The sequence below is a fragment of the Sphaerotilus sp. genome (assembly GCF_034519685.1).
GTDB lineage: Bacteria > Pseudomonadota > Gammaproteobacteria > Burkholderiales > Burkholderiaceae_C > Sphaerotilus.
Genome location: NZ_JAXHOF010000003.1, coordinates 991,045 through 1,017,500 on the forward strand (window position 1 = coordinate 991,045; position 26,456 = coordinate 1,017,500).

23 protein-coding genes are annotated in these 26,456 nt (G+C 68.7%); 9 read left to right on the top strand and 14 right to left on the bottom strand.

The annotated features are described in order from the left end of the window. Nucleotides 1–27 precede the first annotated feature (27 nt). Together U5O44_RS08275 and U5O44_RS08280 are read left to right on the top strand one after the other, a co-directional pair. A complete protein-coding gene (locus U5O44_RS08275; RefSeq protein ID WP_322587955.1) occupies nt 28–435 on the top strand; it encodes a c-type cytochrome in 408 nt (135 codons plus the stop codon). A 44-nt stretch (nt 436–479) separates the two neighbouring features. After that, the gene (locus U5O44_RS08280; protein WP_322587956.1) at nt 480–2,828 is read left to right on the top strand and encodes an ATP-binding response regulator; all 2,349 of its coding nucleotides are present in this window, start codon (nt 480–482) and stop codon (nt 2,826–2,828) included. Nucleotides 2,829–2,839: 11 nt separating this feature from the next. Here U5O44_RS08280 and U5O44_RS08285 read toward each other — a convergent pair whose 3' ends face one another. The 6 genes from U5O44_RS08285 to U5O44_RS08310 form a co-directional block, all read right to left on the bottom strand. Beyond that, nucleotides 2,840–3,904, bottom strand: a complete 1,065-nt coding sequence (locus U5O44_RS08285) for a hypothetical protein (protein WP_322587957.1) — start codon at nt 3,902–3,904, stop codon at nt 2,840–2,842. A gap of 4 nt (nt 3,905–3,908) precedes the next feature. Next, on the bottom strand, nt 3,909–5,516 hold the full coding sequence (locus U5O44_RS08290) for a hypothetical protein (RefSeq protein WP_322587958.1): 1,608 nt from the start codon (nt 5,514–5,516) through the stop codon (nt 3,909–3,911). 111 nt (nt 5,517–5,627) lie between these two features. Next, nucleotides 5,628–6,368, bottom strand: coding sequence for a hypothetical protein (locus U5O44_RS08295; protein ID WP_322587959.1), 741 nt, complete (start codon nt 6,366–6,368; stop codon nt 5,628–5,630). A 233-nt stretch (nt 6,369–6,601) separates the two neighbouring features. Beyond that, nucleotides 6,602–7,285, bottom strand: coding sequence for an SDR family oxidoreductase (locus tag U5O44_RS08300; protein WP_322587960.1), 684 nt, complete (start codon nt 7,283–7,285; stop codon nt 6,602–6,604). Between the two features lie 51 nt (nt 7,286–7,336). Beyond that, a complete protein-coding gene (locus U5O44_RS08305; protein ID WP_322587961.1) occupies nt 7,337–7,924 on the bottom strand; it encodes a phosphatase PAP2 family protein in 588 nt (195 codons plus the stop codon). Further along, nucleotides 7,921–8,766, bottom strand: coding sequence for a Rossmann-like domain-containing protein (locus U5O44_RS08310; RefSeq protein ID WP_322587962.1), 846 nt, complete (start codon nt 8,764–8,766; stop codon nt 7,921–7,923). The genes U5O44_RS08305 and U5O44_RS08310 overlap by 4 nt, the downstream gene beginning before the upstream one ends. Before the next feature lie 102 nt (nt 8,767–8,868). Between U5O44_RS08310 and U5O44_RS08315 the strand changes: the two genes are divergently transcribed. From U5O44_RS08315 to U5O44_RS08330, 4 genes are all read left to right on the top strand, one after another. Further along, on the top strand, nt 8,869–10,260 hold the full coding sequence (locus U5O44_RS08315; RefSeq protein ID WP_322587963.1) for a sigma-54-dependent transcriptional regulator: 1,392 nt from the start codon (nt 8,869–8,871) through the stop codon (nt 10,258–10,260). 7 nt (nt 10,261–10,267) lie between these two features. Next, nucleotides 10,268–12,217: a sensor histidine kinase gene (locus U5O44_RS08320; RefSeq protein WP_322587964.1), complete on the top strand. Its 1,950-nt coding sequence runs from the start codon at nt 10,268–10,270 to the stop codon at nt 12,215–12,217. An 83-nt stretch (nt 12,218–12,300) separates the two neighbouring features. After that, nucleotides 12,301–13,449, top strand: a complete 1,149-nt coding sequence (locus U5O44_RS08325) for an AAA family ATPase (protein WP_322587965.1) — start codon at nt 12,301–12,303, stop codon at nt 13,447–13,449. Further along, on the top strand, nt 13,449–14,054 hold the full coding sequence (locus U5O44_RS08330; RefSeq protein ID WP_322587966.1) for a hypothetical protein: 606 nt from the start codon (nt 13,449–13,451) through the stop codon (nt 14,052–14,054). The genes U5O44_RS08325 and U5O44_RS08330 overlap by 1 nt, the downstream gene beginning before the upstream one ends. On the opposite strand, the gene U5O44_RS08335 is transcribed toward U5O44_RS08330, so the two are convergent. The 7 genes from U5O44_RS08335 to U5O44_RS08365 form a co-directional block, all read right to left on the bottom strand. Continuing rightward, nucleotides 14,038–14,505 carry a MaoC family dehydratase gene (locus tag U5O44_RS08335; RefSeq protein ID WP_322587967.1) on the bottom strand — a complete coding sequence of 156 codons (468 nt, stop codon included), beginning with the start codon at nt 14,503–14,505 and terminating at the stop codon, nt 14,038–14,040. The genes U5O44_RS08330 and U5O44_RS08335 overlap by 17 nt on opposite strands. 22 nt (nt 14,506–14,527) lie before the next feature. Continuing rightward, nucleotides 14,528–15,475 carry a branched-chain amino acid ABC transporter permease gene (locus tag U5O44_RS08340; protein WP_416222143.1) on the bottom strand — a complete coding sequence of 316 codons (948 nt, stop codon included), beginning with the start codon at nt 15,473–15,475 and terminating at the stop codon, nt 14,528–14,530. A 31-nt stretch (nt 15,476–15,506) separates the two neighbouring features. Continuing rightward, a complete protein-coding gene (locus U5O44_RS08345; protein WP_322587968.1) occupies nt 15,507–16,391 on the bottom strand; it encodes a branched-chain amino acid ABC transporter permease in 885 nt (294 codons plus the stop codon). Nucleotides 16,392–16,562: 171 nt separating this feature from the next. Further along, a complete protein-coding gene (locus tag U5O44_RS08350) occupies nt 16,563–17,780 on the bottom strand; it encodes an ABC transporter substrate-binding protein (RefSeq protein ID WP_322587969.1) in 1,218 nt (405 codons plus the stop codon). Between the two features lie 36 nt (nt 17,781–17,816). After that, nucleotides 17,817–18,557 (bottom strand): ABC transporter ATP-binding protein, encoded by a 741-nt coding sequence (locus tag U5O44_RS08355; protein WP_322587970.1) that lies wholly within the window; start codon nt 18,555–18,557, stop codon nt 17,817–17,819. Further along, complete coding sequence (locus U5O44_RS08360) at nt 18,554–19,330, bottom strand: ABC transporter ATP-binding protein (protein WP_322587971.1); 777 nt, start codon at nt 19,328–19,330, stop codon at nt 18,554–18,556. Before U5O44_RS08360 ends, U5O44_RS08355 begins: the two co-directional genes overlap by 4 nt. An 11-nt stretch (nt 19,331–19,341) precedes the next feature. Further along, entirely contained in the window at nt 19,342–20,982 is a 1,641-nt protein-coding gene (locus tag U5O44_RS08365) for an acyl-CoA synthetase (RefSeq protein ID WP_322587972.1), read from the bottom strand. Between the two features lie 148 nt (nt 20,983–21,130). On the opposite strand from U5O44_RS08365, the gene U5O44_RS08370 reads away from it, so the two are divergent. Both U5O44_RS08370 and U5O44_RS08375 read left to right on the top strand, forming a co-directional pair. Beyond that, nucleotides 21,131–23,206 carry a PAS-domain containing protein gene (locus U5O44_RS08370; RefSeq protein ID WP_322587973.1) on the top strand — a complete coding sequence of 692 codons (2,076 nt, stop codon included), beginning with the start codon at nt 21,131–21,133 and terminating at the stop codon, nt 23,204–23,206. Then, nucleotides 23,203–23,910 (top strand): response regulator transcription factor, encoded by a 708-nt coding sequence (locus U5O44_RS08375; RefSeq protein ID WP_322587974.1) that lies wholly within the window; start codon nt 23,203–23,205, stop codon nt 23,908–23,910. Before U5O44_RS08370 ends, U5O44_RS08375 begins: the two co-directional genes overlap by 4 nt. A 123-nt stretch (nt 23,911–24,033) precedes the next feature. Here U5O44_RS08375 and fdhD read toward each other — a convergent pair whose 3' ends face one another. Next, a complete protein-coding gene (gene fdhD, locus U5O44_RS08380) occupies nt 24,034–24,900 on the bottom strand; it encodes a formate dehydrogenase accessory sulfurtransferase FdhD (RefSeq protein WP_322587975.1) in 867 nt (288 codons plus the stop codon). A 325-nt stretch (nt 24,901–25,225) separates the two neighbouring features. Here fdhD and U5O44_RS08385 point away from each other — a divergent pair, with 325 nt between their 5' ends. After that, nucleotides 25,226–26,434: an MraY family glycosyltransferase gene (locus U5O44_RS08385; protein WP_322587976.1), complete on the top strand. Its 1,209-nt coding sequence runs from the start codon at nt 25,226–25,228 to the stop codon at nt 26,432–26,434. The last annotated feature ends 22 nt before the right edge of the window (nt 26,435–26,456 follow it).

Sequence of the window (26,456 nt, forward strand, 5' to 3'; positions counted from 1 at the left end):
CATCTGATCCCGTCCCCAGGAGCCTCCATGAAGACCGCCACCTCCCACACCTCCCACGCCCTTCCCGTCGCAGCAGCCCTCGCGCTGCTGCTGGCCGCTGGCGCCGCCCAGGCCGACAAGGCCAAGGACGACGCCATGCTGCACCTCGCCTCGAAGAGCGGCTGCATGACCTGCCACCACATCGAGCCCGGCGCCAAGGGCCCAGACGGCCTGGCCCCGATCGGCCCGGCCTGGAAGGATGTCTCGGCCAAATACAAGGGCGACAAGAAGGCCGCGGAGACGCTGACCCAGATCGTGCTGAAGGGCTCCAATCCTTACGACAGCCACTGGAAGGGCAAGGCCTCGGGTCTGGCGATGCCGCCGAACGCCGTGGCGATCAAGGAAGCGGACGCCCGCGGCCTCGTCAAGTGGATCCTGGGCATGCAGCCCGGCTAACCCGTCCGGCGCGGCGGGCGGGTCTGCGATGATCCTGTCCGCCAATGAACGCCGCTACCGTCCGATTCCTTGCCGCTGTCCTGCGCCTGTTCGCGCTGGCCGGGCTGCTCGCCCTGCCCGCTGCCTGCGCAGCCCGCGCGAACCCGGCACCGGGCGCTGCCGCCATCGAGTTGCGGGAAGCACTGTTCACCAGGGATCTGCGCTCGGCACCGTCGACCGTGCCCCTGCCCGACACCTGGACTGCCCGCGGTCTGGACGATGCCGGCATCGGCCACTACCAGGGTCGGATCCTGCTCGACACAGCGCCCACCACGATGTGGGCGCTGTGCATGGCACGGCTCAGCGATGTGCACGAAGTGCGTCTGAACGGCTGGCTCGTGAGCGGCGCGGCGCTGGGCCGGATCCATCCCGTCACGGCAGGCGGTCACCCGATCACCCAGTGGATCAGCGTGCCGCCGCACCTGCTGCGCGTCGGCGTGAACCACCTGGAGATCTCGGTGGCCCACAACAGCCGCGGCGGGCTGTCGACCGTGCTGGTCGGGCCCGCCGACACGATGGCCAGCGGCCACCTGACGCGGTTGCGCCTGTCGGTGATGCTGCCCATCTGGCTGAACGTCGCGGGCGTGGCGCTGGCGGTGTTCCTGCTGCTGATCTGGTGGAGGCGACCGGGCGAGCGCCTGCTGGGCAGCTTCGCCGCCATGTGGCTGCTGATCGCGGTGTGCAACATCGCGCACTACAACATGGAGAACACCGCCTCCACGCAGGTGGTGGCGGTGTACTTCGCGCTGCAGGTGGTGTCCGGGGCGCTGCTCTGCCGGAGCGCGATGGTGCTGTCCGGACAGCGGGAGTCGATCGCCTACGGGATCCTGCAGGTCGGCACCGCCGTGCTGCTGGCACTGGCGGCCTGGGGCGGGTTGACGGATTCGCTCGACAAGGTCCGCGCCGGCAGCTATCCCATGCTGTTCACCGGCATGGTGCTGTCGCTGCTGCCCCTGTGGCAGCAGACCCGCCGGCTGCGCCTGCCGCTGCGCACGGCACTGGTGGCGGCTGTGCTGGGCTCGACGCTGGCTGCGCTGCACGACTACCTCTACTGGCGCGGCATGACGTCCGTGATGGACGCCTACTGGCTGCCCTATGCGCTGCCGGTCTCGCTGGCCATCGTGGGCGGCGTGATGATCAAGCGGCTGGTCGGGGCGCTGCACCAGGTGGAGCAGCTCAACGCCGACCTGGAGCGCCGCGTCGTCGAGCGCACCGAAGCCTTGCAGCAGGCCAATCTGGCCAAGACCCGCTTTCTCACCGCCGCCAGCCATGACCTGCGCCAGCCGGTCGTGACGATCGGGCTGCTGATCGACCTGATGCGCGAGCAGGTGCCCCTGGCGCTGCGGCCGATGACCGACCGGGTGAACGAAGCCGTGTCCTCGATGGAAGACCTGCTGAAGGGGCTGCTGGACCTCTCGCGCCTGGAGGCCGGCACCGTGCGCCCGCGCCTGCAACCCGTGGCCCTGCAACCCTTGTTCGACGCCATCGCCAGCCACGACGGAGAGACGGCGCGGCGCAAGGGGATCGTGCTGCGTTTCCGCCCGACCGGCGAATCGGTGCTGTCCGACCCGGTGATGCTGGAGCAGATCCTGCGCAATCTGGTCAGCAATGCGGTGCGCTACACGGACAGCGGTGGCGTGCTGGTGGCTGCGCGGCACCGCGGACCGGATCTGCGCATCGAGGTCTGGGACACGGGCCACGGCATCCCGGCCACCCACCAGCGCGCGGTGTTCGAGGAGTTCGTGCAACTCGCGGACGCGCACGGCGAACGCCCGGTGGCGCGCCGCACCAGCCACGGCGGTGATGGCAGCCGCGGGCTGGGTCTGGGGCTGTCGATCGTGCAACGCAGCGCGGCCTTGCTCGGCCACCGCCTGCACCTGCGCTCGCGGCAGGACCACGGCAGCTGCTTCTCGGTCCTCGTCCCGCGTGCGCAGCCACGCCAGCCGCCCCTGGCCAGCATGCCGAGCGACCCGCAACCGCTGAAGGGGCTGCGCCTGACGGTGGTGGAAGACGAACCCGCCGTGCGGGCTGCCCTGCGGGCACGGCTGGAGGCATGGGGCGCGGTCGTCGACACCCACGAGGGCCTGACACCGCTGCGGCGCAGCCTGGCGGCCCGGCCGCGGGGCCATGTCGGCATCGACCTGCTCATCACCGACCACCGCCTGCGGGGCGCCACGGGCATCGAGGTGATCGAGGCCGTGCAGCGCTACGGCGGACCGGTGCCGACGCTGGTGATCACGGGCGACACGGCGCCGGAAGACATTGCCCTGATGGCGGCACGCGGGCTGCAGGTGCTGCACAAGCCGTTCCGGGCTGATGCGCTGCTCGCCGCCATCCAGCGTACACGCCGCTGAGGCTGCTCAGGTCAGAACTGCGCCCGCAGGCCCAGGGACACCGACACGACCCGGCGGGTGCTGCTGGTGGAACGGGCGTTGTAGAGCATCGGCACTTCGCCCAGCATCTGGCGGTGCATGTATTGCCCGCGCAGCACCACGGCCAGTCCCGGATGGACGGTGTGGACCGCCTCGCTGACCAGCAGCGCATTGCGGGTCTGGCGCTCGGGAGCACCTCCGTCGCGCTGCCATTGCTGCAGTTCAGCCCCCAGCGCCAGCCGCCAGGGAGCAGCGCGCCAGTGCACGGCCGCACCGGCGTGGCCGTAGACCGCCCGGTAGCGGGTCTCGTCCAGCGCGTCGACCGCCAGCAGGCGATTGGGCACGCTGACGATCAGCCCTTTGGGACAGTCCGCCATCGGCAGTGCGTTGAGCCGCTCGTCGCCGAACTGCAGCTGGTAGGTGCACCCTGAGATGGTCGCCTTGCCGCTCACGACCGAGCGGCTGATGGCACTGGCGCCAGCGCCCGCAAAGCCGCTGACGTGCCAGCGCGCATCCGGCGGGGTGAACCGACCGATCCAGTCCAGCTGCCACTGCAGGTCGCGGGGACGCACCAGCTCCATCTCGACGAGCCGCGCCTTGAGGCCGCTGACCTTGAGCGAGCGGTTGGTGCTCTGGCGCAGATGATCGGCCTGGTTGCCCCAGACCCCGAGCCGCACACCCCAGCGCCAGGCATCGGCCGCGGAGGCCTGTCCTGGCTCGAACTGGACCGCCCCGTGCCAGCTCTGCACGCGGTAGTCGTTGAGCTTGTCGTGCAGCGCCCGCTGGTGGCCGCCCAGTGCAAACGACCACGGCCCTGCGGCACCCTGCACGCGCAGGGTGTCGGCCTGCCCGGCACGCCGCTCGATGCCCGTGGCATCGAACAGCGGCTGGGTCACGTCGCCTGTGGCCTCGACCGTCCAGCGGGTCGGGCCTTGCGGATCGTCCTGCAGGTCCAGCAGGGCATCCAGCGGAGCGGCACCGGCCAGACCGGCGAAGCCACCGCCGCCGACAGCCATGGCGGCAGCGGCAAGCGCTTGCCAGGCGAGGCGCGGCGCCACGCGATCAGAACTTCACGAAGCCAGACACGGCGACACCCTGCACGGCCCGGGCCACACCCAGGTTGCCCGGCACCTGGACGGACACCTTGCCGGCGGCCAGTCGCGTGCCATCGGCGTAGCGGAAGTCCATGTCGGCCACGACGACCTTGATCTCGAAGGTACCGGTCTCTTCCAGCACCTTGTTGATGAGCGAGGTGTTGTCCGGGAAATGCTTGCGCATGCCGCTGGCGAGTTTCTGCAGGTCGATGCCCAGGCCGTCGGCGCCGTTGGTCAGCAGCGGCGTGCCGACGCCTTCGAGCGGCTGGGTGCCGGTGCCGAACTGGATGTCCGACGCGGTCTTCATGAACAGGTGCAGCTTCGAGTTCTCCAGGATGGTCGCGCTGACCGCACCGTTCTCGCCGCGGGTCAGCTTGACCTTGTCGATGGCCCCTTGCATCACGCCACCAGTGACGGTGTTGCGGATCTCCAGCGCCAGCGCCACCACGCCGCCCGCGCGCGGCAGCGCCATCGTGGTGCTCGACAGCGGTAGCGTCACATGGCTGAGGGTCGACAGCGTCTGACCGGACAGGTCCACACCCGAAGCGCTGGCGAACTGGGTCAGCGTGTAGGACGCGCTCTTGCCCTCCATCGGCGCAATGGTCACGGAGTCGTCCACGACAGAGACGTACTGCGCCTTGGTCAGCTCGGTGGCATCGCCGGCCTTCGTGCGGCTCTCGGCGACCTTGTTGTCGTCGTTCAGATCGGTGTCGCCGACCAGGTGCACGGCCGAGCTGTTGCCCAGGTCATTGAACGCATCCTTCAGCGAGGTGCGCTGCTTGATGCTGCCGGCCAGCGTGGTGATCGCGGCGGAGGCCAGCGACTTGGCATTGCCCAGTTCCTTGTCGGTCCAGACCGGGGTTCCGTCGCTCTTCTTGTTGCCCTCGCGCAAGCCCGCCTCGGCGGCGGCGCTGACCAGGTTGCCGAGGTCCGTGGCATTGGCAAAGGCGGGGCCGGTGCTGTTCTTCGCGTGCGTCGCCATGGCGATGGTCGCGGCCTTGAAGGCGGCAGTCGCATCGCCACCGGCGCCGGCCACGATCTCGGAGATGTCGTTGAGGATCTTGGCCAGGGCGGCGGCCGTCGTGGCGCGGGCGGTATCGGTCACCGGGTTGAAGGTCGCGACGTCGACGCCGTCCAGGCCCAGCTTGGTCAGCACGGCCTTGAATTCGGCGTCGCTCAGCCCGCTGACGGCGCGCATGGTCGTGAACGGCGACACCACCTGGCTGCCCGCCAGCGCGCGGTACTGGCCCTTCGGGATCTTCATGGTGCTCTTGTCATAGCCGGTTCCGGCGACGGTGACGATCGGCGCGAAGCAGGCCTTGTCGAAGAGGTATTTGCCGTCGTCGTCGGTGGTCGCGCTGGACTCGCCAGCGTCGAGGGCACCGTTTTCGTTGCCATCGCAGAAGATCGTGGCACCGACGATCAGGTCATCGACCAGCACACCGCTCACCGCACTGGCGGAGGTACCGGGCGTGCCGGCATCGGGCGTGGACGTGGGGGCATCGCCACCACCGCCGCAAGCGGTCAGGCCAAGGGCGAGGAGGATGGAAGCGGACAGCAGTCGGAGTTGGGGCATGGCGAGATCCAGAGTGAGGGAACGGTCCCTGACTGTCGCCGCTGGGCGGATCTCGCTGTGCCTGCAAAAGCAGCGGAGTCCCGCCCTTGTTCTGGACTTCACCCCGGCCGCTCACCCCGACCGTTGCGCTGCGCTCGCACGGCTGGTTTGGTCGAGCGTCCTGGCACGGCTCGTCACCAGGCCGACCAGATCGGACATCTTGGCGCCAGCCCCTTCCATGGCAGCCGCCAGCGCGGCCAGCACCTTGTCGTGGGCATTGCCCCGCTGGACAGCCGAGGCTGCCACCAGCGGCTGGGCGAGCACATCGGTGATCGGCGCCGGATTGACCCCCATCAACTGCAGTACGCGGCCGACGGCCCCGTGGGCCTGGGTGATGTTGGTCGGCGTGATGGTGGCGCCCAGGGCACGGGTGCTCGCCTTGACCATGAAACTGGACGGCGCTACGCCGGCCAGTTGTGCCACCAGCAGCTCCGTCAACGGGGTGATGTGCGCTGTCCTGGGTCTGGCGGCGGCACTCGGCGAGGCCTCTTCCGGTGCGGGAACGACCGAATGCAGGCGCCAGGCCCCGTCTGCGGACACGGCTTCCAGTACGCAGGGCAAGGCGTCCTCACCCACTTCCATCGCATAGGCACCGCTGGACCCGCTGATGGCCGACACCGCGGGGCCGGCCGCACAGCGCGCCGTCACCTTGGCCTCGACCAGTGCCCCGCCCCGCGCCACCACGCCGCGGATCTGCACCGCCGGCCCCGCACTGCCGGCCCCACCCGACTCCCCGAGCAAGTCCCCCCCGCCACCACACGCCATCAGCACCAGCAGACTGCCGGCTGCTCCTAGCCATCCGATTGTGTTCAACACCGCTCCTCGTGCCTCCCGTGAACGCCCACTGCGGGCAACCGTGCGAATGGACACGGTCATGGTTCACGTTTCGGAAGCGCAGGATGCAGAGCCAGGTCAGGGGCAACAACCGTTCATTCGGTCGGTGGCCGTGGCGATTTTTCCGGTTACGCCGGGCATTTCCGGATTGGATGGGCAAGCGCCGGGCGGAGCCCCCTCATTCCCTGTGTCGGGGCAGCGGCGCCCGCCTGTCAGCGCATCACCCAGCCGCCGCACACCGGGAACACCTGCCCGACAAAACACGCCGCGGGCTCGCTGCACAGGTAGGCGGCGAACTCGGCGTCCTCCTCCGCGCCGACCAGCCGCCCCAGCGGCACCTCGCGCTTCAGGCGCTCCTGGAAGCGGGGATTCGCCTGCACCTCGGGCGGGAAGTAGGTCGGGTTGTCCACGAAGTTCTGCGCGATGGCATTGACCTGGACGTTATGGGGCGCCACCTCCACGCCGACCGCCTGCACATAGGCGAGCTGCGCGCCGCGGGCAGCGCTGTAGGTCGAGGCGCGTTTCATGCCGCGCAAGGCCGAGGCGCTGCCCATGACGAGGATCCGGCCGCTGCGCCGCGCGGTCATCGCGGGCAGCACCGCGCGGAACAGCCGCGGCAGCGGGTCCACGAGCGCGGCGAAGGTGTCGCGCCACTCCGCGTCGGTCACGTCCGCGGCGGGTGTCGTCGGCGCCGGCACCCCGAGGTTGACCAGCAGGATGTCGATCGACCCGGCGGCGGCCACGGCGGCGGCCGGGGCGTCGGGGTGGACGAGCGGGTCGGTGCTGGCGATCACGGTGGCGCCGTGCCGGGCGAACACATCGCACAGGACCGGGCCCATGAACACATCGGCCTGGGTGATCAGCACGCGCTGGCCGGCGAGGCGTTGGTCGGACATGGTGGGAGGCTCCTGAAATGCTGCATGAGCGACCACCTTAGCGGCAGGGCGTCAGGCTGCGCAGAGATGGAACCCGAAGCCCGCCATGCCCCCCGCCACAAACCCGACCACGACTTCCGCCAGCGTGTGCCGACGCAGCACCAGCCGGGACCAGCACACCCCGACCGCCAGCGCCAGCAACCCGAGGGCCACCGGCCCCGGCCACGACAAGCCCGCGGCGAACACGGCGAAGCCGGCGTGCAGCGACACCTTGAGCCAGCGGCGCAGCAGGTGCCCGACCACCACGAGTCCACCGCCCAGCGCCAGCCCCAGGAACACGGGCCGGGGCTGGCCGCTCCACCACAACGCGCCCGCGGTGCCGAAGAGCAGCAGCGCCAGGAACAGGTTGAGCTGGCCGCGCTCGCGGGGAACGGACGCATCCACATGGCCCCAGCGCCCGGCGCGGACCTGCACCACGCTGTAGACACCGACGCAGAGCGCCACGAACACCGAGGCACCCGCCGCGGTGAACAGCACGGACGGTGGCGCGTTCCGGGCGATCGACGCCCAGACCACTGCGCCGGGCATCAGCAGCGCGGGGTGGCCGAGGATGGACAGCGCCCGGGCCGCACGGGTGGGCAGCGTGGCAGCGTGTGTCACAGGCGTGCCAGCAATACGTCCACCCCCACCCACCCGGCCCGCTCGACCGCGAACTTGCGCGTCCCGCCCTTGAGCGCCTGGCCGGCCATCAGCGCCGACAGGCACGCCGCCGGATCCGTCACCCAGGTGCCGCCCACCATCGTCACGCCGCGAGCGAACAGCGCGTCCGGCAAGCAGCCCGCGCTCGGCCCGACCATCGCGAACCAGCGGGCGTCGCGGCAGTGGGCCAGCGTCGCCTCCAGCGTGTCGTTGAGGAGGACCGTGCTCGTGCAGAGCACCTTGGTGCAGCCGTCGAGTTCCGCCGGGTCGTTCGTCAGGCGCAGGCCGGGCCGGGCGTCCTGCAGGTCCGTGCGCAGCTCCACCACCGTCAGCCGCGCGCCCGCCGCCAGCACGCGGTCGATCAGCGGCGTGAAGAAACCGACCATGCCGATGCGCTCGCCGGGCACGATCGGCAACTGGCCGAAGGAGTCGCGGCTCTCGGGCGGCACGTAGCCGGCGCGGTCGTACAGCCAGCGTGTCATCGCGTTGACCGCCGCCCAGCCGAGCACGCGGTTCACGCCCTGCGGCCCGAGCAGCCCACGCGCGGTGTCCAGCGCCGACGCGCCGACCAGCCCGTCCAGCCCCTGCCCTTCGCGCAGCGCGTCGCTGTGGTCGTCGAGCAGCACATAGGCCAGACCGAGCGTGCCGTCCGCCAGTTCCAGCGCGCAGAACTCGCCGCGCCCGGCGATGCGCGAGGCGGCCACGGCGTGCGGCGGCGGCAGGTGCAGCGCCTTGACACGCGGCACGGCGGCGCAGGCGTCCAGGCGGATGAGCTGATCGAGCAGGTCGGGGATGACGGTCATGGGGGCCTCGGCCGGTGACAAATGGGGGACACGGAGTGCAAGTTTCCACGAATACCCGCGCCGCGGGCCGCTGCTACAGTCGCCCGCGACACCGAGACCCCCATGCACGACACCCATTGGCCCCACGGCGCCGCGCTGATCGTCGACGACGAACCCGGCATGCGCAACTTCCTCGAAAAGGCGCTTGCCCCGCGCTTCGGTCAGGTCCACGCCGCTGGCAGCGCCGAGGACGGCCAGACCCTCGTCGGCGCCCACCGCTACGACCTCGTCATCCTCGACATCACGCTGCCCGGCAAGAGCGGGCTGGTCTGGCTGCGCGAGCTGCGGGAGCAAGGCTACGGCGGCGAGGTGGTGCTCATCACGGCGTTTGCCGACCTGGACGTGGCAATCGAGGCGCTGCGGGCCGGCGCGTCGGACTTCATCCTCAAGCCGTTCCGGCTGGCGCAGATCCTCAACGCCGTGCAGCAAGGCATGGAGCGCTCGCGTCTGACGCGCGAGAACTACCTGCTGCGCCGCTCGCTGCAGTCGCTGCAGCCACAGCCGCCGGCCGAGCTGCCGCTGGTCGGCCATTCGCTGGCGATGCGCCGCCTGGGCGACGCGCTCGGGCGGGTGGCGCAGGTGAACAGCCCCGTGCTGCTGCTGGGGGAATCGGGCACCGGCAAGGAACTCGCCGCCCAGATGGTCCACGACCGCAGCGCGCGCGCGGCCGGTCCGCTGGTCCACATGCACTGCAGCGGCCTGTCGCCGGAGCTGCTGGAGAGCGAGCTGTTCGGCCACGCGCCGGGCGCCTTCCCCGGCGCGGCGCAGGCCCGCGACGGCCTGTTCCACTACGCGCAGGGCGGCACGCTCTTCCTCGACGAGGTGGCCGAGCTGCCGCTGTCGGTGCAGGCCAGCCTGCTGCGCGTGCTGGAGGAGCGCCAGGTGCGGCCGATGGGCAGCCAGCAGAAGAGCCCGGTGGACGTGCGCATCGTCGCCGCCAGCACACGCGACCTGTCGCAGGAGGTCGCGGCCGGCCGCTTCCGCAAGGATCTGTACTACCGGCTGCAGGTGGTGGAGATCACCCTGCCCCCGCTGCGCGAGCACAAGCACGACCTCGGGCTGCTGTTCGCGCATTTCGTGCAGCTGCTGGCGCCGCAGCTCGGCGCCGCGCCGCTGGCCCTGAGCGAGGAAGACCTCGCCTACCTGCGCCAATACGACTGGCCGGGCAACGTGCGCGAGCTGCGCAACTTCGTCGAGCGCTCGCTGATCCTCGGCAAGCTCAATGTCACCGCGCTGTACCAGGCGCCCGAGCCGGTCGAGCCGGCCCCGCCGACGCGCGGTGGCGGGGCCGCCGCCCGCCCCCCGGCCACGACCGACCTCCACACGCTGGAGAAGCAGCACATCCTGAGCGTGCTCGCCTCGGTGGACGGCGACAAGGGCCGCGCCGCCGAGCTGCTCGGCATCTCGCGGCGCACGCTGGAGCGGCGGGTCGCGGAGTGGGCCAGCGCGGGCTGACACCACGATGGTCCAGTCGATCCGCCACCGCCTGCTGGCCCTCACGCTGGTGCCGCTGCTGGGCGTGCTGCCGCTGCTGGGGCTGATCCTGCTGCTGTGGGGCGACACGGCGATCGACGGACTGCTGATCGGCAAGATCCGCAGTGACCTCGCCGTCGCGCAGGGCTACTTCGACCGTGTGCTGGCCGAGGTCGGTGGCGGCACGCAGGCGGTGGCCGAGTCGTACCGGCTGCAACGCGCGCTGGCCATCCCGGCGCCGGAACGGGCCGCCGCACTCGACGGCCTGCTGACCCAGGTGCGGCACGAACGCGGGCTGGACTTCCTGCAACTGCTCCCCCCGGACGCGGCCGGGGTCGCCGACAACAGCACCTCGGTCGCCGTGCTGCCCGCGGCGGAGCTGGATGCGCTGGCGCCGGGGCTGTCCGAGCAGTCCCGCATCACGCTGGTCGCCACCGACGGCGCTGCCCCCACCGACCGCACCACCGAAGACCGCGGCCTCGTGCTCGTCGCCCACGCCCGCGTCACCGGCGCGGCGGGCCAGACGCTCGGCTGGCTGCGCGGCGGCGTGCTGCTCAACCGCAACCTCGGTTTCATCGACCACATCAACGAGATCGTCTACCCCGCCGGCTCGCTCGCCTTCGGCAGCCAGGGCACCGCCACGCTCTTCCTCGACGATGTGCGCGTCAGCACCAACGTGCGGCTGTTCGGCGACCCGGCGGCGGAGCGGGCGATCGGCACCCGCGTGTCGGCGGTCGTGCGCGAGGCGGTGCTCGGGCGCGGCGATACCTGGCTGGGGCGGGCGTTCGTGGTCAAGGACTGGTATGTCTCGGGCTACCTGCCGCTGGCGGACGTGGGCGGGCGGCGGGTCGGGATGCTCTACGTCGGGTTTCTGGAGCGGCCGTTCGTCACGGCGAAATACGCCGTGCTGGCCGGCATTGGGGTGGTGTTCTTCGCGGTGATGCTGCTGGCGGCGTGGTGGTCGCTGCGGGCGGCGGGGCGCATCTTCCGGCCGCTGGAGCGCATGACCGAGACGATGCGCCGCGTCGAATCCGGCGAGGCCACCGCCCGTGTCGGCCCGGTCACGCCGCCCGACGAGATCGGCCGGCTGGCGACGACGCTGGACCACCTGCTCGACACGGTGGACGACAAGACCCGCGCGCTGCAGCACTGGGGCGACGCGCTGGACCACAAGGTCGCCGAGCGCACCGCCGAGCTGCAGGCCGCGCAGCAGCAGCTCGTGCGCAGCGAGAAGCTCGCCGCCATCGGCCAGCTCACCGCCAGCATCGCCCACGAGATCAACAACCCGATCGCGGTGATCCAGGGCAACCTCGACCTGATGCGCCTGACGCTGGGCGCGCACGCCACGCCGGTGCAGGACGAGATCCGCCTGATCGACGCGCAGGTCGAGCGCATGCGGCTGATCGTCACGCAGCTGCTGCAGTACGCGCGGCCGAACGAATACGCCGGCTATGTCGAGCGGCTGGACGCGGCCGAGGTGGTGCAGGACAGCCTGGTGCTGGTGCGCCACCTGCTGGAGCGCGAGCGGGTGCGGCTGGACAACCGCTGTGCGGCGGGCTGCGCGCCGACGGTGGCGATCAACCGGCAGGAGCTGCAGCAGGTGCTCATCAACCTGATGGTGAACGCCGTGCAGGCGATGGCCGGCGGGGCGGACGGCCGGGAGCGGGTGCTGACGCTGGCGATTCGGGTGGCGGACAACGACGACGGCGGCGCGGTCTGCATCGACGTGATCGACACCGGGCCGGGGCTGGACGAGGCGACGCGGGCGGCGCTGTTCCAGCCGTTCTTCACGACCAAACGTGACGGGAACGGGCTCGGGTTGTGGATCAGCCGGGGGTTGCTGGAGCGGTATGGCGGCGAGCTGCATGCGATGAACCGGGAGGCAGACGAAGACCTGGGCGCCAGGTTCACCATTGAACTGCCAGCAGGCCGGCTGTGAATGCACCAAACCGCACCTGAACTCGTTGAAAATCGGCGTCACCCGGCGCACGCCCCCCTCCCCTGATCAAACGGCAAAACGAGATGCAGATCACCCGCCTGAGGCTGAAGAACTGGCGCAACTTCCGGACCTTGGACATTCCGCTGCGGGAGGTCACGTACCTGCTCGGTCCCAATGCCTCGGGGAAGTCCAATCTGCTGGATGTGTTTCGCTTTCTGCGAGACATCGGGAAGACCAAGGGTGGAGGGTTGCAGACCGCCGTGGAAGACCGAGGCGGCATCAGCAAGCTGCGCTGCCTGCATGCGCGCAACGACAACGAGGTTCTGATCGACGTCGAACTGGGGGTATCGCCCGACGCCCCCCGGCAGTGGCGCTACGTTCTCGGCTTCAAGCCCGAAGGCAAGGGCGCACAGCGCATCCTGATTTCCAGCGAAGAGGTCTGGCAGGGGGAAACGCGTCTGTTCAGCCGCCCCGACAAATCTGACCGCCGTGACACCATGCTGCTGACGCAGACACGTCTGGAGCAGATAGGCGCCAATGCCGAGTTTCGCGATCTGGCGGATTTTTTTGGTTCCACGGTCTATCTGCATCTCGTCCCGCAACTCCTGAAGTTCTCCGACAAGATGGGTAGCCAGCGACTGGAGGACGACCCGTTCGGACAGGGTTTCCTCGAACGGCTGGCCAAGACAAACGAACGCACCCGTACCGCCCGGCTGGCCAAGATCAACAAGGCGCTGGCAATGGCCGTCCCTCAGTTCAAGGAACTGCGTTTCAAGAAGGACGACATGGGGCACCCCCATCTCGAAGCCCTGTACGCGCACCACCGGCCCAACGCTGGTTGGCAGTCAGAAGAACAGTTCTCGGATGGCACCTTGCGCTTGCTAGGTCTGCTGTGGTCCCTCATGGAAAGCCATGCCTTGCTGCTGCTGGAGGAACCCGAGATTTCCCTGAACGACGCCATCGTCAAACAGATCCCGTTGATGCTGAGCCGTTTGCAGCGTGACAAGAAAGTGCGCGGACAGATTGTCGTCAGCACGCACAGTGAAGCGCTGCTGAGCAATCCGGGCATCGACGGTCGTGGCGTGATCTTGCTCCAGAGCAGTCCCGACGGATCCCGGGCACGCACGCTGGATGAAGACGAGAGCCGCATGATCAGACAGGGCTTTTCAGTGGCCGAGATCGTGCTCCCGAAGACCCGACCGACTTCCGTGGATCAACTGGGACTGTTCTGATGGTCGGGATTGCGATTGCGACCGAAGACGAGTTGAGCGAGGCGGTGGCGCGGCGGCTCGTCGCCGAAGTGCAACCGGCACTGGAGGTCTCCCAGACGCTGCGTCGCAACGGCTTCGGCTACCTGCGCTCGCGCATGTCCAACTGGTGTGAATTGGCCAGATTCCAGCCGATCCTGTTGCTCACGGACCTGGACCGGGTCGCCTGTCCGGTCGAACTGCTGAGGCAGTGGCGCGGGACGCTGGTGCTGCCAGACGACTTGCTGCTGCGGATCGCCGTCAGAGAAGTGGAAGCATGGCTGCTGGCGGACCAGCCAGCCATGCGCGTACTGTTGGGCGAGCGAGGCAGGCTCCCCGTCGAGCCCGATGCGTTGCCGGATCCGAAGGCGACCTTGTTGCAGCTTGCTGCCCGCCATGCCAGCCGAGACGTGCGCGCCGATCTGGTCCAGCAGAGTGGCGCCATGGCCAGCCAAGGCATTGGGTACAACGCCCGTCTGGTGCAGTGGGTGCAGGACCACTGGGAGCCTGCACGGGCAGCCGACAGCTCACCCAGCCTGCGCAGGGCCCGCATCCGCTTGCAGGATCTGGCCGTCAGAGTGACGCAGTGACGGCCGGGGCACGTTGCTGCCGCTTCGCGCTCGACCCCACCTTGATGAGCGCCTCCCCATCGATCACCACCGTGCCGCGCACCGTGCAGGTCGTCTCCAGCAGCACCCGCCCGCGCTCGGGCATGACCTCCTTCACCCGCACGGTCGCATGCACCGTGTCGCCGGGACGCACCGGGGCCTTGAAGCTCATGCGCTGGTCGAGGTAGACCGCGCCGGGGCCGGGCAGCTTGTTGGCGACCGCCGCCGAGATCACGCTGGCGGTGAGGAAGCCGTGGGCGATGCGGCCCTTGAAGACCGTGCCCTGCGCGAATTCCTCGTTGGTGTGGACCGCGTTTCCGTCGCCGGAGACGCCGGCGAACAGCACGATGTCGGCTTCGGTGATGGTCTTGGAGAAGGTGGCCGTCATGCCGACCGAGAGGTCTTCGACGTCGTAGCCGTTGAGGTCGTTCATGGTGGGTGTCCTGCGTCCGGTGTCAGTTGATCCGCGCCCGCAGCGCCTTGAGTTCGCCGACGATGCCGCGCCGGAAGGCCAGCACGCAGAGCACGAAGATGCCGCCCATGATGACCGTGACCCAGGAGCCGACCTTGTCCGCGAGTTCGTTCTCCAGCGCCACGATCACCGCCGCGCCGACGCCGGGGCCGAGGATGGTGCCGAGCCCGCCGAGCAGGGTCATCAGCACGACCTCGCCGGACATGTGCCAGTGCACATCGGTGAGCGAGGCCAGCTGGAACACCAGTGCCTTCATCGAACCGGCCAGCCCGGTCATCGCGGCCGAGATGACAAACGCCACCAGCTTGTAGCGCTCGACCTGGTAGCCCAGCGAGACGGCGCGCGGCTCGTTTTCGCGGATGGCCTTGAGCACCTGCCCGAAGGGCGAATGCACCGTGCGGTAGATCAGCGCGAAGCCGGCGAAGAACACGGCGAAGACGAAGTAGTACATCGCGGTGTTGTCGCTGAGGTCGATGACGCCGAAGAGCTTGCCGCGTGGCACGCCCTGCAGCCCGTCCTCGCCGCCGGTGAAGGGCAGCTGCAGCGCCAGGAAGAACACCAGCTGCGCCAGCGCCAGCGTGATCATCGCGAAGTAGATGCCGGCGCGGCGGATCGCCACCCAGCCGAAGAGCGCGCCCAGGCCGCCCCCGACCAGCGTGCCGGCGATCAGCCCCAGCTCCGGCGACCAGCCCGCTTCCTTCACCAGCCAGGCGCAGACATAGGCCGCACCGCCGAAGAAGGCCGCGTGGCCGAACGACAGCAGCCCGGCAAAGCCCAGCAGCAGGTTGAAGGCGCTGGCGAACAGCGCGAAGCACAGCAGCTTCATCAGGAAGGTCGGGTACGCCATGAAGGGCGCGACCAGACCGGCGACCAGCAGCAGGCCGAACATCAGGCCAGCGCGGGAGTTGGTGGTGGCAACGACGGGTTTCATCGAATGGATTCCTTGAAGGCGGACGTGTGCATCACGCCTGCTTGCCGAACAGACCCGCCGGGCGCAGCAGCAGCACCACGACCATGATCACGAAGATCACCACCGCCGAGGCCTCGGGGTAGACCACCTTGGTCAGACCCTCGACGATGCCCAGGCCCAGCCCGGTGACGATGGAGCCGAGGATCGAGCCCATGCCGCCGATCACCACCACGGCGAAGACGACGATGATGAGGTTCGAGCCCATCAGCGGATTGACCTGCACCACCGGCGCGGCCAGCACGCCGGCAAACGCCGCCAGCGCCACCCCCGCGCCATAGGTCATGGTCACCAGCACCGGCACGTTGATGCCCAGCGCCTGCACCAGCTGCGGCCGCTCGGTGGCCGCGCGCAGCGTGGCGCCGAGCCGGGTGCGCTCGATCAGGTACCAGGTGATGGCGCAGACGCTCAAGGCAGCGACCACGACCCAGCCCCGGTACAGCGGCATGAACATGAAGCCGAGGTCCACGCCGCCCTGCAGGATCTCCGGCACCGGGTAGCTCTGGCCCGAGCTGCCGTAGAGGTTGCGGAACACGCCCTCGCCGATCAGCGCCAGCCCGAAGGTCAGCAGCAGGCCGTAGAGGTGGTCGAGCTTGTAGAGGTGCTTGAGCAGCAGCCGCTCGATGACGATGCCCAGCGCGCCGACGACCAGCGGCGAGACGATCAGCGCCGCCCAGTAGTTCAGGCCGAAGTGCTCCAGCCCGAGCCAGGCGACGAACGCCCCGACCATGTACAGCGCGCCGTGCGAGAAATTGATGATGTTGAGCAGGCCGAAGATGACGGCCAGGCCCAGGCTCAGCACGGCGTAGAACGAGCCATTGATGAGCCCGAGCAGCAACTGGCCGAACAGTGCCTGGGACGAAATACCGAAGATTTCCATGACGACTTTCCGTGGTGATGGAAGAAAGGAATGCCGTCCCCGGCCCCACCCGTCATGCCCGCGCAAGCGGGCACCCACGCAGACAGCAGACAGCGGCCGGCAGTGGCGGGCGTGGGTTCCCGCTGGCGCGGGAATGACGGGGCGGGGCGGGCCGCTTGCGCGTGGGTTCTGTTACTTCTTGGCGACCAGCGGGCACTTCGACGCCGACAGCGGCTGGAAGGCCTCGGCCGCCGGGATGGTGGCGCGCACGTGGTAGTAGTCCCAGGGCGTGGTGGACTCGGCCGGCTTCTTCACCTGCAGCAGGTACATGTCGTGGACCATGCGGCCGTCGGCGCGGATGGTGCCGTTCTTGGCGAAGAAGTCGTTGACGGGCGTCTTCTTCATCTGGGCCATGACCTTGGTGGTGTCGTCGGTGCCCGCGGCCTTGACGGCCTTCAGGTAGTGCATGACGGAGGAGTACTGACCGGCCTGAACCATCGTCGGCATGCGCTTGTGCAGGTCGAAGAAGCGCTTGGACCAGGCGCGGGTCTCGTCGTTCAGGTTCCAGTAGAACCCTTCCGTCAGGTACATCGACTGCGTGGTCTTCAGGCCGAGCGAATGCACGTCGGTGATGAACATCAGCAGCCCGGCGAGCTGCTGCTTCGGGGTGATGCCAAATTCAGCGGCCTGCTTGATCGAGTTGATCGTGTCGCCGCCGGCGTTGGCGAGACCAATGATCTGCGCGCCCGAGGACTGTGCCTTCAGCAGGAAGGACGAGAAGTCCGAGCCGGGGAACGGATGGCGCACGGTGCCGACGACTTCACCGCCGTTGGCCTTGACCACGTCGCCCGCGTCCTTTTCCAGCGAATGGCCGAAGGCGTAGTCGGCGGTCAGGAAGAACCACTTCTTGCCACCCGACTTGGTGACGGCCTTGGCGGTGCCGTTGGCGACCGCGTAGGTGTCATAGGTCCAGTGGACGGTGACGTCGTTGCAATCTTCGTTGGTGACGCGGGTCGAGGCGGCGCCCGAGATCAGCGCGATGCGGTTCTTTTCCTTGGCGATCTTCTGCACGGCCAGCGCGACTGAGGTCGTCACCAGCTCGGAGACGGTGTCGACCTTGCCTTGCTCGAACCACTCGCGGGCCTTGTTGGCGGCGATGTCGCCCTTGTTCTGGTGGTCAGCCGAGACGATCTCGATCTTGAAGGAAGGCTTTTCCTTGGCGTTGAAGTCGTCGATGGCCATCTGGGTGGCGACCACCGTGCCCTTGCCGGCCACGTCGGAATAGACGCCGGACAGGTCGGTCAACACGCCGATCTTGACGGTGCCGTCGGACACCTGGGCAGAGGCTGCGCCGATGGTGGCGAGGGCGAGGGCAACCGCTTGGAAAACGGGCTTGAACTTGAGTGTCATGGGATGTCTCCTGAAGGGGATCGTGGTGTTTCGGGGTCAGACGCCGAGCATCTGGTGCAGCATCTCGGTCTTGGAGGACAGCTCGTCCTTGGTCACGGTCGCGACGATGGCGCCGTGCTCCAGCACGATGTGGCGGTCGGCCAGCGGCGCGGCGAAGCGGAAGTTCTGCTCGATCAGCAGGATCGTGTAGCCGCGGGTCTTGAGCAGGCGCAGCACCTCGCCGAGCTTCTTGACGATCACCGGGGCCAGCCCTTCGGTGATCTCGTCGAGCAGCAGCAGCTTGGCGCCAGTGCGCAGGATGCGGGCCATCGCCAGCATCTGCTGCTCGCCGCCCGACAGCCGCATGCCGGGGCTGTGGCGGCGCTCGTGCAGGTTGGGGAACAGCGTGTAGATCTCGTCCAGCGTCATGCCGCCCGAGGCCACCTGCGGCGGCAGCATCAGGTTCTCCTCGGTGGTCAGGCCGGAGAAGATGCCCCGCTCTTCCGGGCAGAAACCGATGCCGAGCCGCGCGATGCGGTGCGGCGCCATCGCGGTGATGTCGGTGCCGTTGAACATGATCTGGCCGGTGCGGCGGCCGACCAGTCCGAGGATGGACTTCATCGTCGTGCTGCGCCCAGCGCCGTTGCGGCCGAGCAGCGTGACGAGTTCGCCCTTGTTCACGGTCAGGTCGATGCCGTGCAGGATGTGCGACTCGCCGTAGAAGGCGTGCAGGTCGGTGATGCGCAGCAGCTCGCCGCCGGGCTTGAAGGCGCTGGCGCCCGAGGGAATGGCCGTCATGCTTCGACTCCGACGTAGGCTTCGAGAACGCGGGGATCCTTGGACACGACCGCATACGGCCCTTCCGCCAGGATCTGCCCGCGCTGCAGCACGGTGATGCGGTCGCACAGCGTCTCGACCACCGACAGGTTGTGCTCGACCATCAGGATGGTGCGGCTCTTGGAGACCTTGCGGATCAGCTCGGCAACACGGTCCACGTCCTCGTGGCCCATGCCCTGCGTCGGCTCGTCCAGCAGCATCAGCTCCGGGTCCAGCGCCAGCGTGGTGGCAATTTCCAGCGCACGCTTGCGGCCGTAGGGCATCTCGGCGGTGACGGTGTTGACGTACTCGCCCAGGTCCACCGACTCCAGCAGCTCGACCGCCCGGTCGTTGAGCGAATTCAGCGTGCTCTCGGACTTCCAGAAATGGAAGGAGTTGCCCACCTTGCGCTGCAATGCCACGCGCACGTTCTCCAGCACCGTCAGGTGCGGGAAGGTCGCCGAGATCTGGAACGAGCGGATCACGCCGCGCCGGGCGATCTGCGCCGGCTCCTCGCGGGAGATGTCGATGCCGTTGAAGGTGATGGTGCCGCGCGTGGGCTGCAGGAACTTGGTCAGCAGGTTGAAGACCGTCGTCTTGCCGGCGCCGTTGGGGCCGATCAGCGCGTGGATGTGGCCACGCTGCACGTTCAGGTTCACGTCCTGCACGGCGGCGAAGCCCTTGAATTCCTTGGTCAGACCGACGGTCTGGAGGATGAAATCCGACTTGGCGGACTTGGCGGGAGTGGTTGACATGCGTACGTCCCTCAACCGATGGCCGAAGCCGATTGCATCTGCTGGCGCAGCATGAACTTCTGGATCTTGCCGGTGGACGTCTTGGGCAGCACACCGAAGACCACGCGCTTGGGCACCTTGAAGCGCGCCATGCCGAGGCGGCAGTGTTCGATGATGTCGGCCTCGGTCACGTCCGAGCCCTCGCGCACCTCCAGGAAGGCACACGGCACCTCGCCCCACTTCGCATCCGGCGCCGCGACGACGGCGGCGACCAGCACGGCCGGGTGGCGGTACAGGACTTCCTCGACCTCGACGCTGGAGATGTTCTCGCCGCCGGAGATGATGATGTCCTTGCTGCGGTCCTTGATCTTGACGTAGCCGTCCGGGTCTATCACGGCCAGATCGCCGGTGTGGAACCAGCCGCCGCGGAAGGCTTCTGCCGTGGCGTCCGGGTTCTTCAGGTAGCCCTTCATCACCACGTTGCCGCGGAAGAAGATCTCGCCCATCGTCTGGCCGTCAGCCGGCACGGGCTGCAGCGTCTCGGGGTCGAGCACGGCAATCGCTTCCTGCATCGAGTGCGTGACACCTTGGCGGGCGTTCAGCCGGGCGCGCTCGCCGATCGGCAGGCTGGCCCACTCTTCCTGCTTGGCGCAGACCGCCGCCGGGCCGTAGACCTCGGTCAGGCCGTAGACGTGGGTGATGTCGAAGCCGATGCGCTCGCAGCCTTCGATGATCGCAGCCGGCGGCGCGGCCCCGGCGATCAGGCCGTTCACGGTGTGCTCGATGCCGGCGCGCAGCGACTCGGACGCATTGATGAGCAGGCCGTAGACGATCGGCGCGCCGCACAGGTGGGTGACGTGGTGCTCGCGGATCAGCGGGAAGATCAGCGTCGGATCGACCCGGCGCAGGCAGACGCTGGTGCCAGCCTGCAGCGCCATCGTCCAGGGGAAGCACCAGCCGTTGCAGTGGAACATCGGCAGCGTCCACAGGTAGACCGCGTGGCGCGGCATGGCCCAGGTGACGACATTGGAGGTGGCGTTCAGGTAGGCGCCGCGGTGGTGCGTGACGACGCCCTTGGGGTTGCCGGTCGTGCCGCTGGTGTAGTTCAGCGCGATGGCGTCCCACTCGTCGCCGGGCAGCGACCAGGCGAATGCGGCGTCGCCTTCGGCCAGGAAGTCGTCGTATTCCTTCTCGCCGAGGAACACGCCCGCGTCGTATTCGGCGTCCGCCACGTCGATCACCAGCGGTTTCGGGCCGGTCATCAGCGCCAGCGCCCGCTTGATCGTGGACGAGAACTCGCGGTCGGTGAACAGCACCTTGGCTTCGCCGTGGTCGAGCTGGAAGGCGATCGCCTCGGGGTCGAGCCGGGTGTTGAGCGTGTTCAGCACGGCGCCCGACATCGGTACGCCGAAATGGCACTCATACATCGCCGGCGTGTTCGGCAGCATCGCGGCCACCGTGTCACCGACCTGCACGCCGCGGCGCTGCAAGGCACTGGCGAGCTGGCGGCAGCGGGTGTAGGTCTGGGCCCAGGTCTGGCGCAGCGCGCCATGGATGACGGCGATCCGGTGCGGATAGATGTGCGCCACGCGTTCCAGAAAACTCAGCGGGCTCAGGGCGACGTGGTTGGCGCGGTTGCGCTCCAGTCCCTGGTCATAGGCAGTCACTCGCATGTGTCGGCGTCTCCATCAAACTCGGGTCGGCAGGTGGTCCAGCCGTTGGAGCGCGATGATCGGACGTGACTTTTGCATCACCTCGGAGCGAATGTATCGAATGTTTGCGTCCCGGCGCAGGGCTGGCAGCCGCTCCTAGAATGAACCGATGAGCCTGCCCGACACCCCCGATGCCCTGCGCGAACAGCAGCGCCACGAGTTGCTGCAGGCCGGTCTCGACCTGCTGGACCAGGGCATCACGGTGTTCGACGCCGACCTGCGGCTGGTGGCATGGAACCAGGCGCTGCTGCGGCTGCTGGAGTTCCCGGAGAACCTGACCTATGTCGGCGCGCCCTTCGAGAGCTTCATGCGCTACAACGCCGAGCGGGGCGAATACGGGCCGGGCGATGTCGAGACGCTGGTGGCCGAGCGGGTCGGCATGGCGCGCACCTTCCAGCCCCACCGCACCGAGCGCGAGCGCCCGAACGGCCAGATCATCTCGGTGCGCGGCGAGCCGCTGCCGCACCACGGCTTCATCGCGCTCTACACCGACATCACCGCCCAGCGCCGCTACGAGCGCATGATCCGCGAGCAGAACGCCGAGCTGGAGCGCCGCGTCGCCCAGCGCACCGCCGAGCTGCAGACCAGCAACCGCCAGCTGCGCAATGCCCACGAGGCCAACCAGCAGATCACCGCCGCGCTGCGCCGCAGTGAAGAGCGGCTGCGGCTCATCACCGACACGGTGCCGGCCATGATCGGCTACTTCGACCGCGACGAGGTCTACCGCTACGTCAACAAGGGCTACGCCGACTGGTTCGGCCACAGCAAGGACCGCGTGCTTGGCCGCTCGATCGCGGAGGTGGTCAGCCCCGAGGTCTACGCCGCCGTGGCGCCGCAGGTGCGCGTGGCGCTGCAGGGCCAGCGCGTCAGCTACGAATACGCCACGCCCGGGCTGCAGGGCCGCACCATGCACGCCCGCAGCGAACTGGTGCCCGAGATCGGCCCGGACGGCGAGGTGCTCGGCTGCTTCGTGCTGTCGGTGGACATCACGCAGCTCAAGGACGCGCAGGCCGCCGTCGTGCAGGCGCAGAAGATGGAAGCCGTCGTGCAGCTCACCGGCGGGCTGGCGCACGACTTCAACAACATGCTGGCCGTGATGATCGGCAACCTGGCCGCGCTGCGCGACCGCCACCCGGGCGACCCCGACATGGCGGAGTTCCTGGCGCCCGCGCTCAAGGCCGCGCACAGCGGCGCGGAGCTGATCCGCCGCCTGCTGACCTTCGCGCGCCAGCAGCCGCTGGCGCCGCAGCCGGTCGAGGTCGGGGCCCTGATCGAAGAGGCGGTCCACCTGCTGCGGCGCTCGCTGCCGGATGCCGTGCGGATGGTGGTGGTGCCGCCCGAGCCGGGCGTGCCGGTGCGTGCGCTCACGGATGCGCACCAGCTGGAGAGCGCGCTGGTCAACCTCGCCATCAACGCCCGGGACGCCATGCCCGAGGGCGGAGAGCTGCGCCTGGAGGCCCACCCGGTCCACCTCGGCCGCCTGGCCGCCCTGGCGGTCGATGTGGCGCCGGGCGACTATGTGCGCATCACCGTGTCCGACACCGGCATCGGCATGGACGCGGCCACCCAGGCCCGCGTCTTCGAGCCGTTCTTCACCACCAAGCGCTTCGGCAGCGGCAGCGGGCTGGGGCTGTCGATGGTCTACGGCTTCGCCAAGCAGAGCGGCGGCGGCGTGGTGCTGCACAGCCGCCCTGGCGAGGGCACGCAGGTCAGCCTGCTGCTGCCGCGGTCCGGCCACCCGGGCCTGGACGATGACCCCGCCGAGGACAGCGCCGCCCTGCCCCACCCCGCCGCCCCCGCCGAACCGGGCACGGGGCAGACCGAACGCCCGCTGGTCCTGCTGGTGGAGGACAACGACGAACTGCGCCGCGTCATCCGCCGCCAGCTGGTCGGCATGGGCTATCCGGTCATCGAGGCCTGCCACGCCCAGGAGGCGCTGGACCTGCTGCAGACGGTGCCCGACATCGGCCTGCTCATCAGCGACATCGTCATGCCCGGCCGGCTCGACGGCCGCGCGCTGAGCCGGCAGGCGCGCCTGAGCCATCCCGACATGCGCATCCTGCTCATCAGCGGCTATGCGGACGCCATGAACCTGCCGCCCGAGGAGGACGGCCCGCTGCTGCTGCGCAAGCCCTTCTCCAGCAGCGAGCTGGGGGACGCGCTCGAACACCTCGACCTGCCATGACCGCCCGCATCTTCATCGTCGAGGACAACCCGGAAGTCGCCCGGCTGCTGAACACCGTGCTGCGCGATTTCGGCTTCGACACCGACATCTGCCGCAACGCCGCCGAGCTGCGCCAGCGGCTGCGCGTGGGCAAGCCGGACCTGTGCATCATCGACCTCGGCCTGCCCGACGCCGACGGCATGGACCTGGTGCAGGAAATCCAGCGCCGCCACGACTGCGGCCTGCTCATCCTCACCGGCCGCGCCTACCTGGGCGACCGGGTGATGGGGCTGGAGCTGGGGGCGGACGACTATGTGACCAAGCCCTTCGAGCCGCGCGAGCTGGTGGCGCGGGTGCGCAGCATCCTGCGTCGGCGCGGCGGCGCAGGCCCCCTGCCCCACGACGAACACCGCCCGGCCGAAGCGCATTTCAGCGGCTGGGTCTTCCACCCCGACACCAACACCCTGCGCGGCAGCGACCAGCAGGAATGGACGCTCAGCTCGGGCGAAGCCAAATTGCTCTGCACCTTCCTGCAGCGCCCGAACCGCATCCTGGCGCGCGAGCAGATCTGCGGCGACCCGGACCTCTCGCCGCTGGACCGCAGCATCGACGTGCGCATCTCGCGCCTGCGCCGCAAGCTCGAAGTCGATGCGCAGAACCCGAAGCTGATCCGCACCGTCTACGGCGCGGGGTATCTGTTCGCGAGCGAGGTCACGTGGGCGTGAAACCGCTGTCCCGCCACACCCTACCCGCCGTCATCCTCGCGAATGCGAGGATCCACCCACGCCACCCGGCGTTCTTGGCGTGCGTGGGTGCCCGCATGCGCGGGCATGACGAGGTCGCAGACCTCAACGCGCTGCGGTGACACGCTCCGGGTGGGCATAGACCGTCGCCCGGTCCCCGCGCACGAACCCCGCCAGCACCAGCCCGGCCGACTCCGCCGTGCGCACCGCCAGCCCGGTCGGCGCGGACACCGCCGCCAGCAGGCCCACGCCCGCGCTCGCCGTCTTGTAGACCATCTCGTAGCTCGCCCGGCTCGTCACGGCAATGAAGCCGTCGGCCGGATCGACCTCGGCCAGTGCCATCGCGCCGATGAGCTTGTCGAGCGCGTTGTGGCGGCCCACGTCCTCGCGGACCAGCCGCACGGCGCCGTCCAGCCCGCACCAGGCGGCGGCATGGGTGGCGCCGGTGGCCTGCGACAGGGTCTGGTGCGCCGGCATCTCGGCCATCGCGCGGGCCAGCGCCGCCGCGGCCACGACCACCGGTGCCACCTCGCGCCGCACCGGGCGGATCGCCTCGGCCAGGCTCTCGGTGCCGCACAGGCCGCAGCCGGTGCGCCCGGCCAGCGTGCGCCGGCGCTCCTTGAGCCGCATGAAACAGCGCAGCGTCACCTTCAGCTCCAGCGACAGCCCCTGCTCCGGCACCCCGGCCAGCGACTCGGACACGCTCAGATCGCTGGGCGTGGTCTCGCAGTCGAGCAGGTCGTCCGCGCGGTCGATGATGCCCTCGGAGAGCGAGAAGCCGAGGGCGAAGTCCTCCAGGTCCTGCGGCGTGGCCAGCATCACGGCGTGGGAGATGCCGTTGTAGACGAGGGCGACGGGGACTTCCTCGGCGAGGCAGGCCGATACATCTTGTTGCGAATCAGGTGACTGGCGCCAAGCCGGTCGTCGGACCGTGGACGTCAGCACAGCAGGGGACGGGTCAGGAGAAGGCATGGCGGGATTCTGGCATCGCTACCTTGTCGACAAAGCAAACTGCAGCCCGCCCCCCCGACCAAAGGATTGACAGCACAACTCGCAATAAAACTATCATTTTCCATTGTGCAGTTGTGTTCAGATTCCACGTTACCCTCCATTCAAGTGTTGAAGAACTGACGGGGGAACCTACAATGAAAAAAGTCGATCCTTACAAACCCGACCTCCGGCAATTGTAAAATCGTGTAATCGAAGTGACTTTGTAATAAAAATAACTCAAATCGTCTTATCGAATGGCTTTCCGTTTTTTGAGCAAATTCAATATAAGCAACCAAGGGACTCTGCCGTGTTATCACTGATCCTCTGTTCTTTCCTGACGTCGCTCTGTGTCACCTGGCTGCTGGTCCGCTATGCAGACCGCCATGCCCACTACTCCGGCGATTCGGACAAAGCACAGCCCCAGAAATTCCACACCCGGGTCGTGCCGCGTGTCGGTGGCATCGGCATCGCCCTGGGCATGGTGTTGGGCTGCGCCGCCGCCGTGGTAGCGGACGAAGCCGACTGGCGCTTCTTCGCCGCCATCCTGGGCTGCAGCATGGTCGCCTTCGGCGCAGGTCTGATCGAGGACTTCACCAAGCGCGTGACCCCGGCCCAGCGCCTGATCGCCACCATCGTCGCCGCGGCGCTGGCCGCGTGGCTGGTCGACGCCATGATCGTGCGCACCGGCATTCCCGGCCTTGAGACCCTGATGCTCATCACCGGCTTCCCGCTGCTGCTGACGGTGATCGCGGTGGCGGGCGTGGCCCACTCGGTCAACATCATCGACGGCTTCAACGGTCTGGCCTCGATGTGCGTGGCGATCATGCTCGCCGCCATCGCCTTCATCGCCTACCAGGTCGATGACACCGCTATCCTGTACTGCGCCCTGGCCAGCCTGGGCGCGGTGCTCGGCTTCTTCGTCTGGAACTTCCCCAAGGGCCACATCTTCCTGGGCGACGGTGGCGCCTATCTGCTGGGGTTCTGGGTTGCGGAACTCTGCATCCTGCTGGTGTACCGCCACCGCGACGTGTCGACGATGCTGCCGCTGATGGTCTGCGCGTACCCGATGTTCGAGACGCTGTTCACCATGTACCGCCGCCGCGTCGTGCGGGGCCTGCCGATGGGCCTGCCGGATGCTACGCACCTGCACAGCCTGATCTACCGCCGCCTGATGCGCTGGGCGGTCAACAAGCCCAGCCCGGCCGTCCAGCTGCGCCGCAACTCGATGACCTCGCCGTATCTGTGGGCGCTGTGTCTGCTGTCGGTGCTGCCGGCGCTGGTCTGGTGGAACAACAGCCGGCTGCTGGCGCTGTCGCTGCTGGTGTTCTGCGTGGTCTATGTGCTGCTTTACCGTTCGATCGTTCGATTCAGCACGCCGCGCCTGCTGGTGCGCAAGTCCCGCTCGGTCCCGCCAGTGCAGCGCACGCCGGCCGCCCTGCCGGTGCAGGAAGCCGATGCCACGCGCGGCTACATGACCTCGGAATTCAGCCGCCTGTCCAAGTTGGACAGCTACTGACCTCTCGCGCCACAAGCGCTGC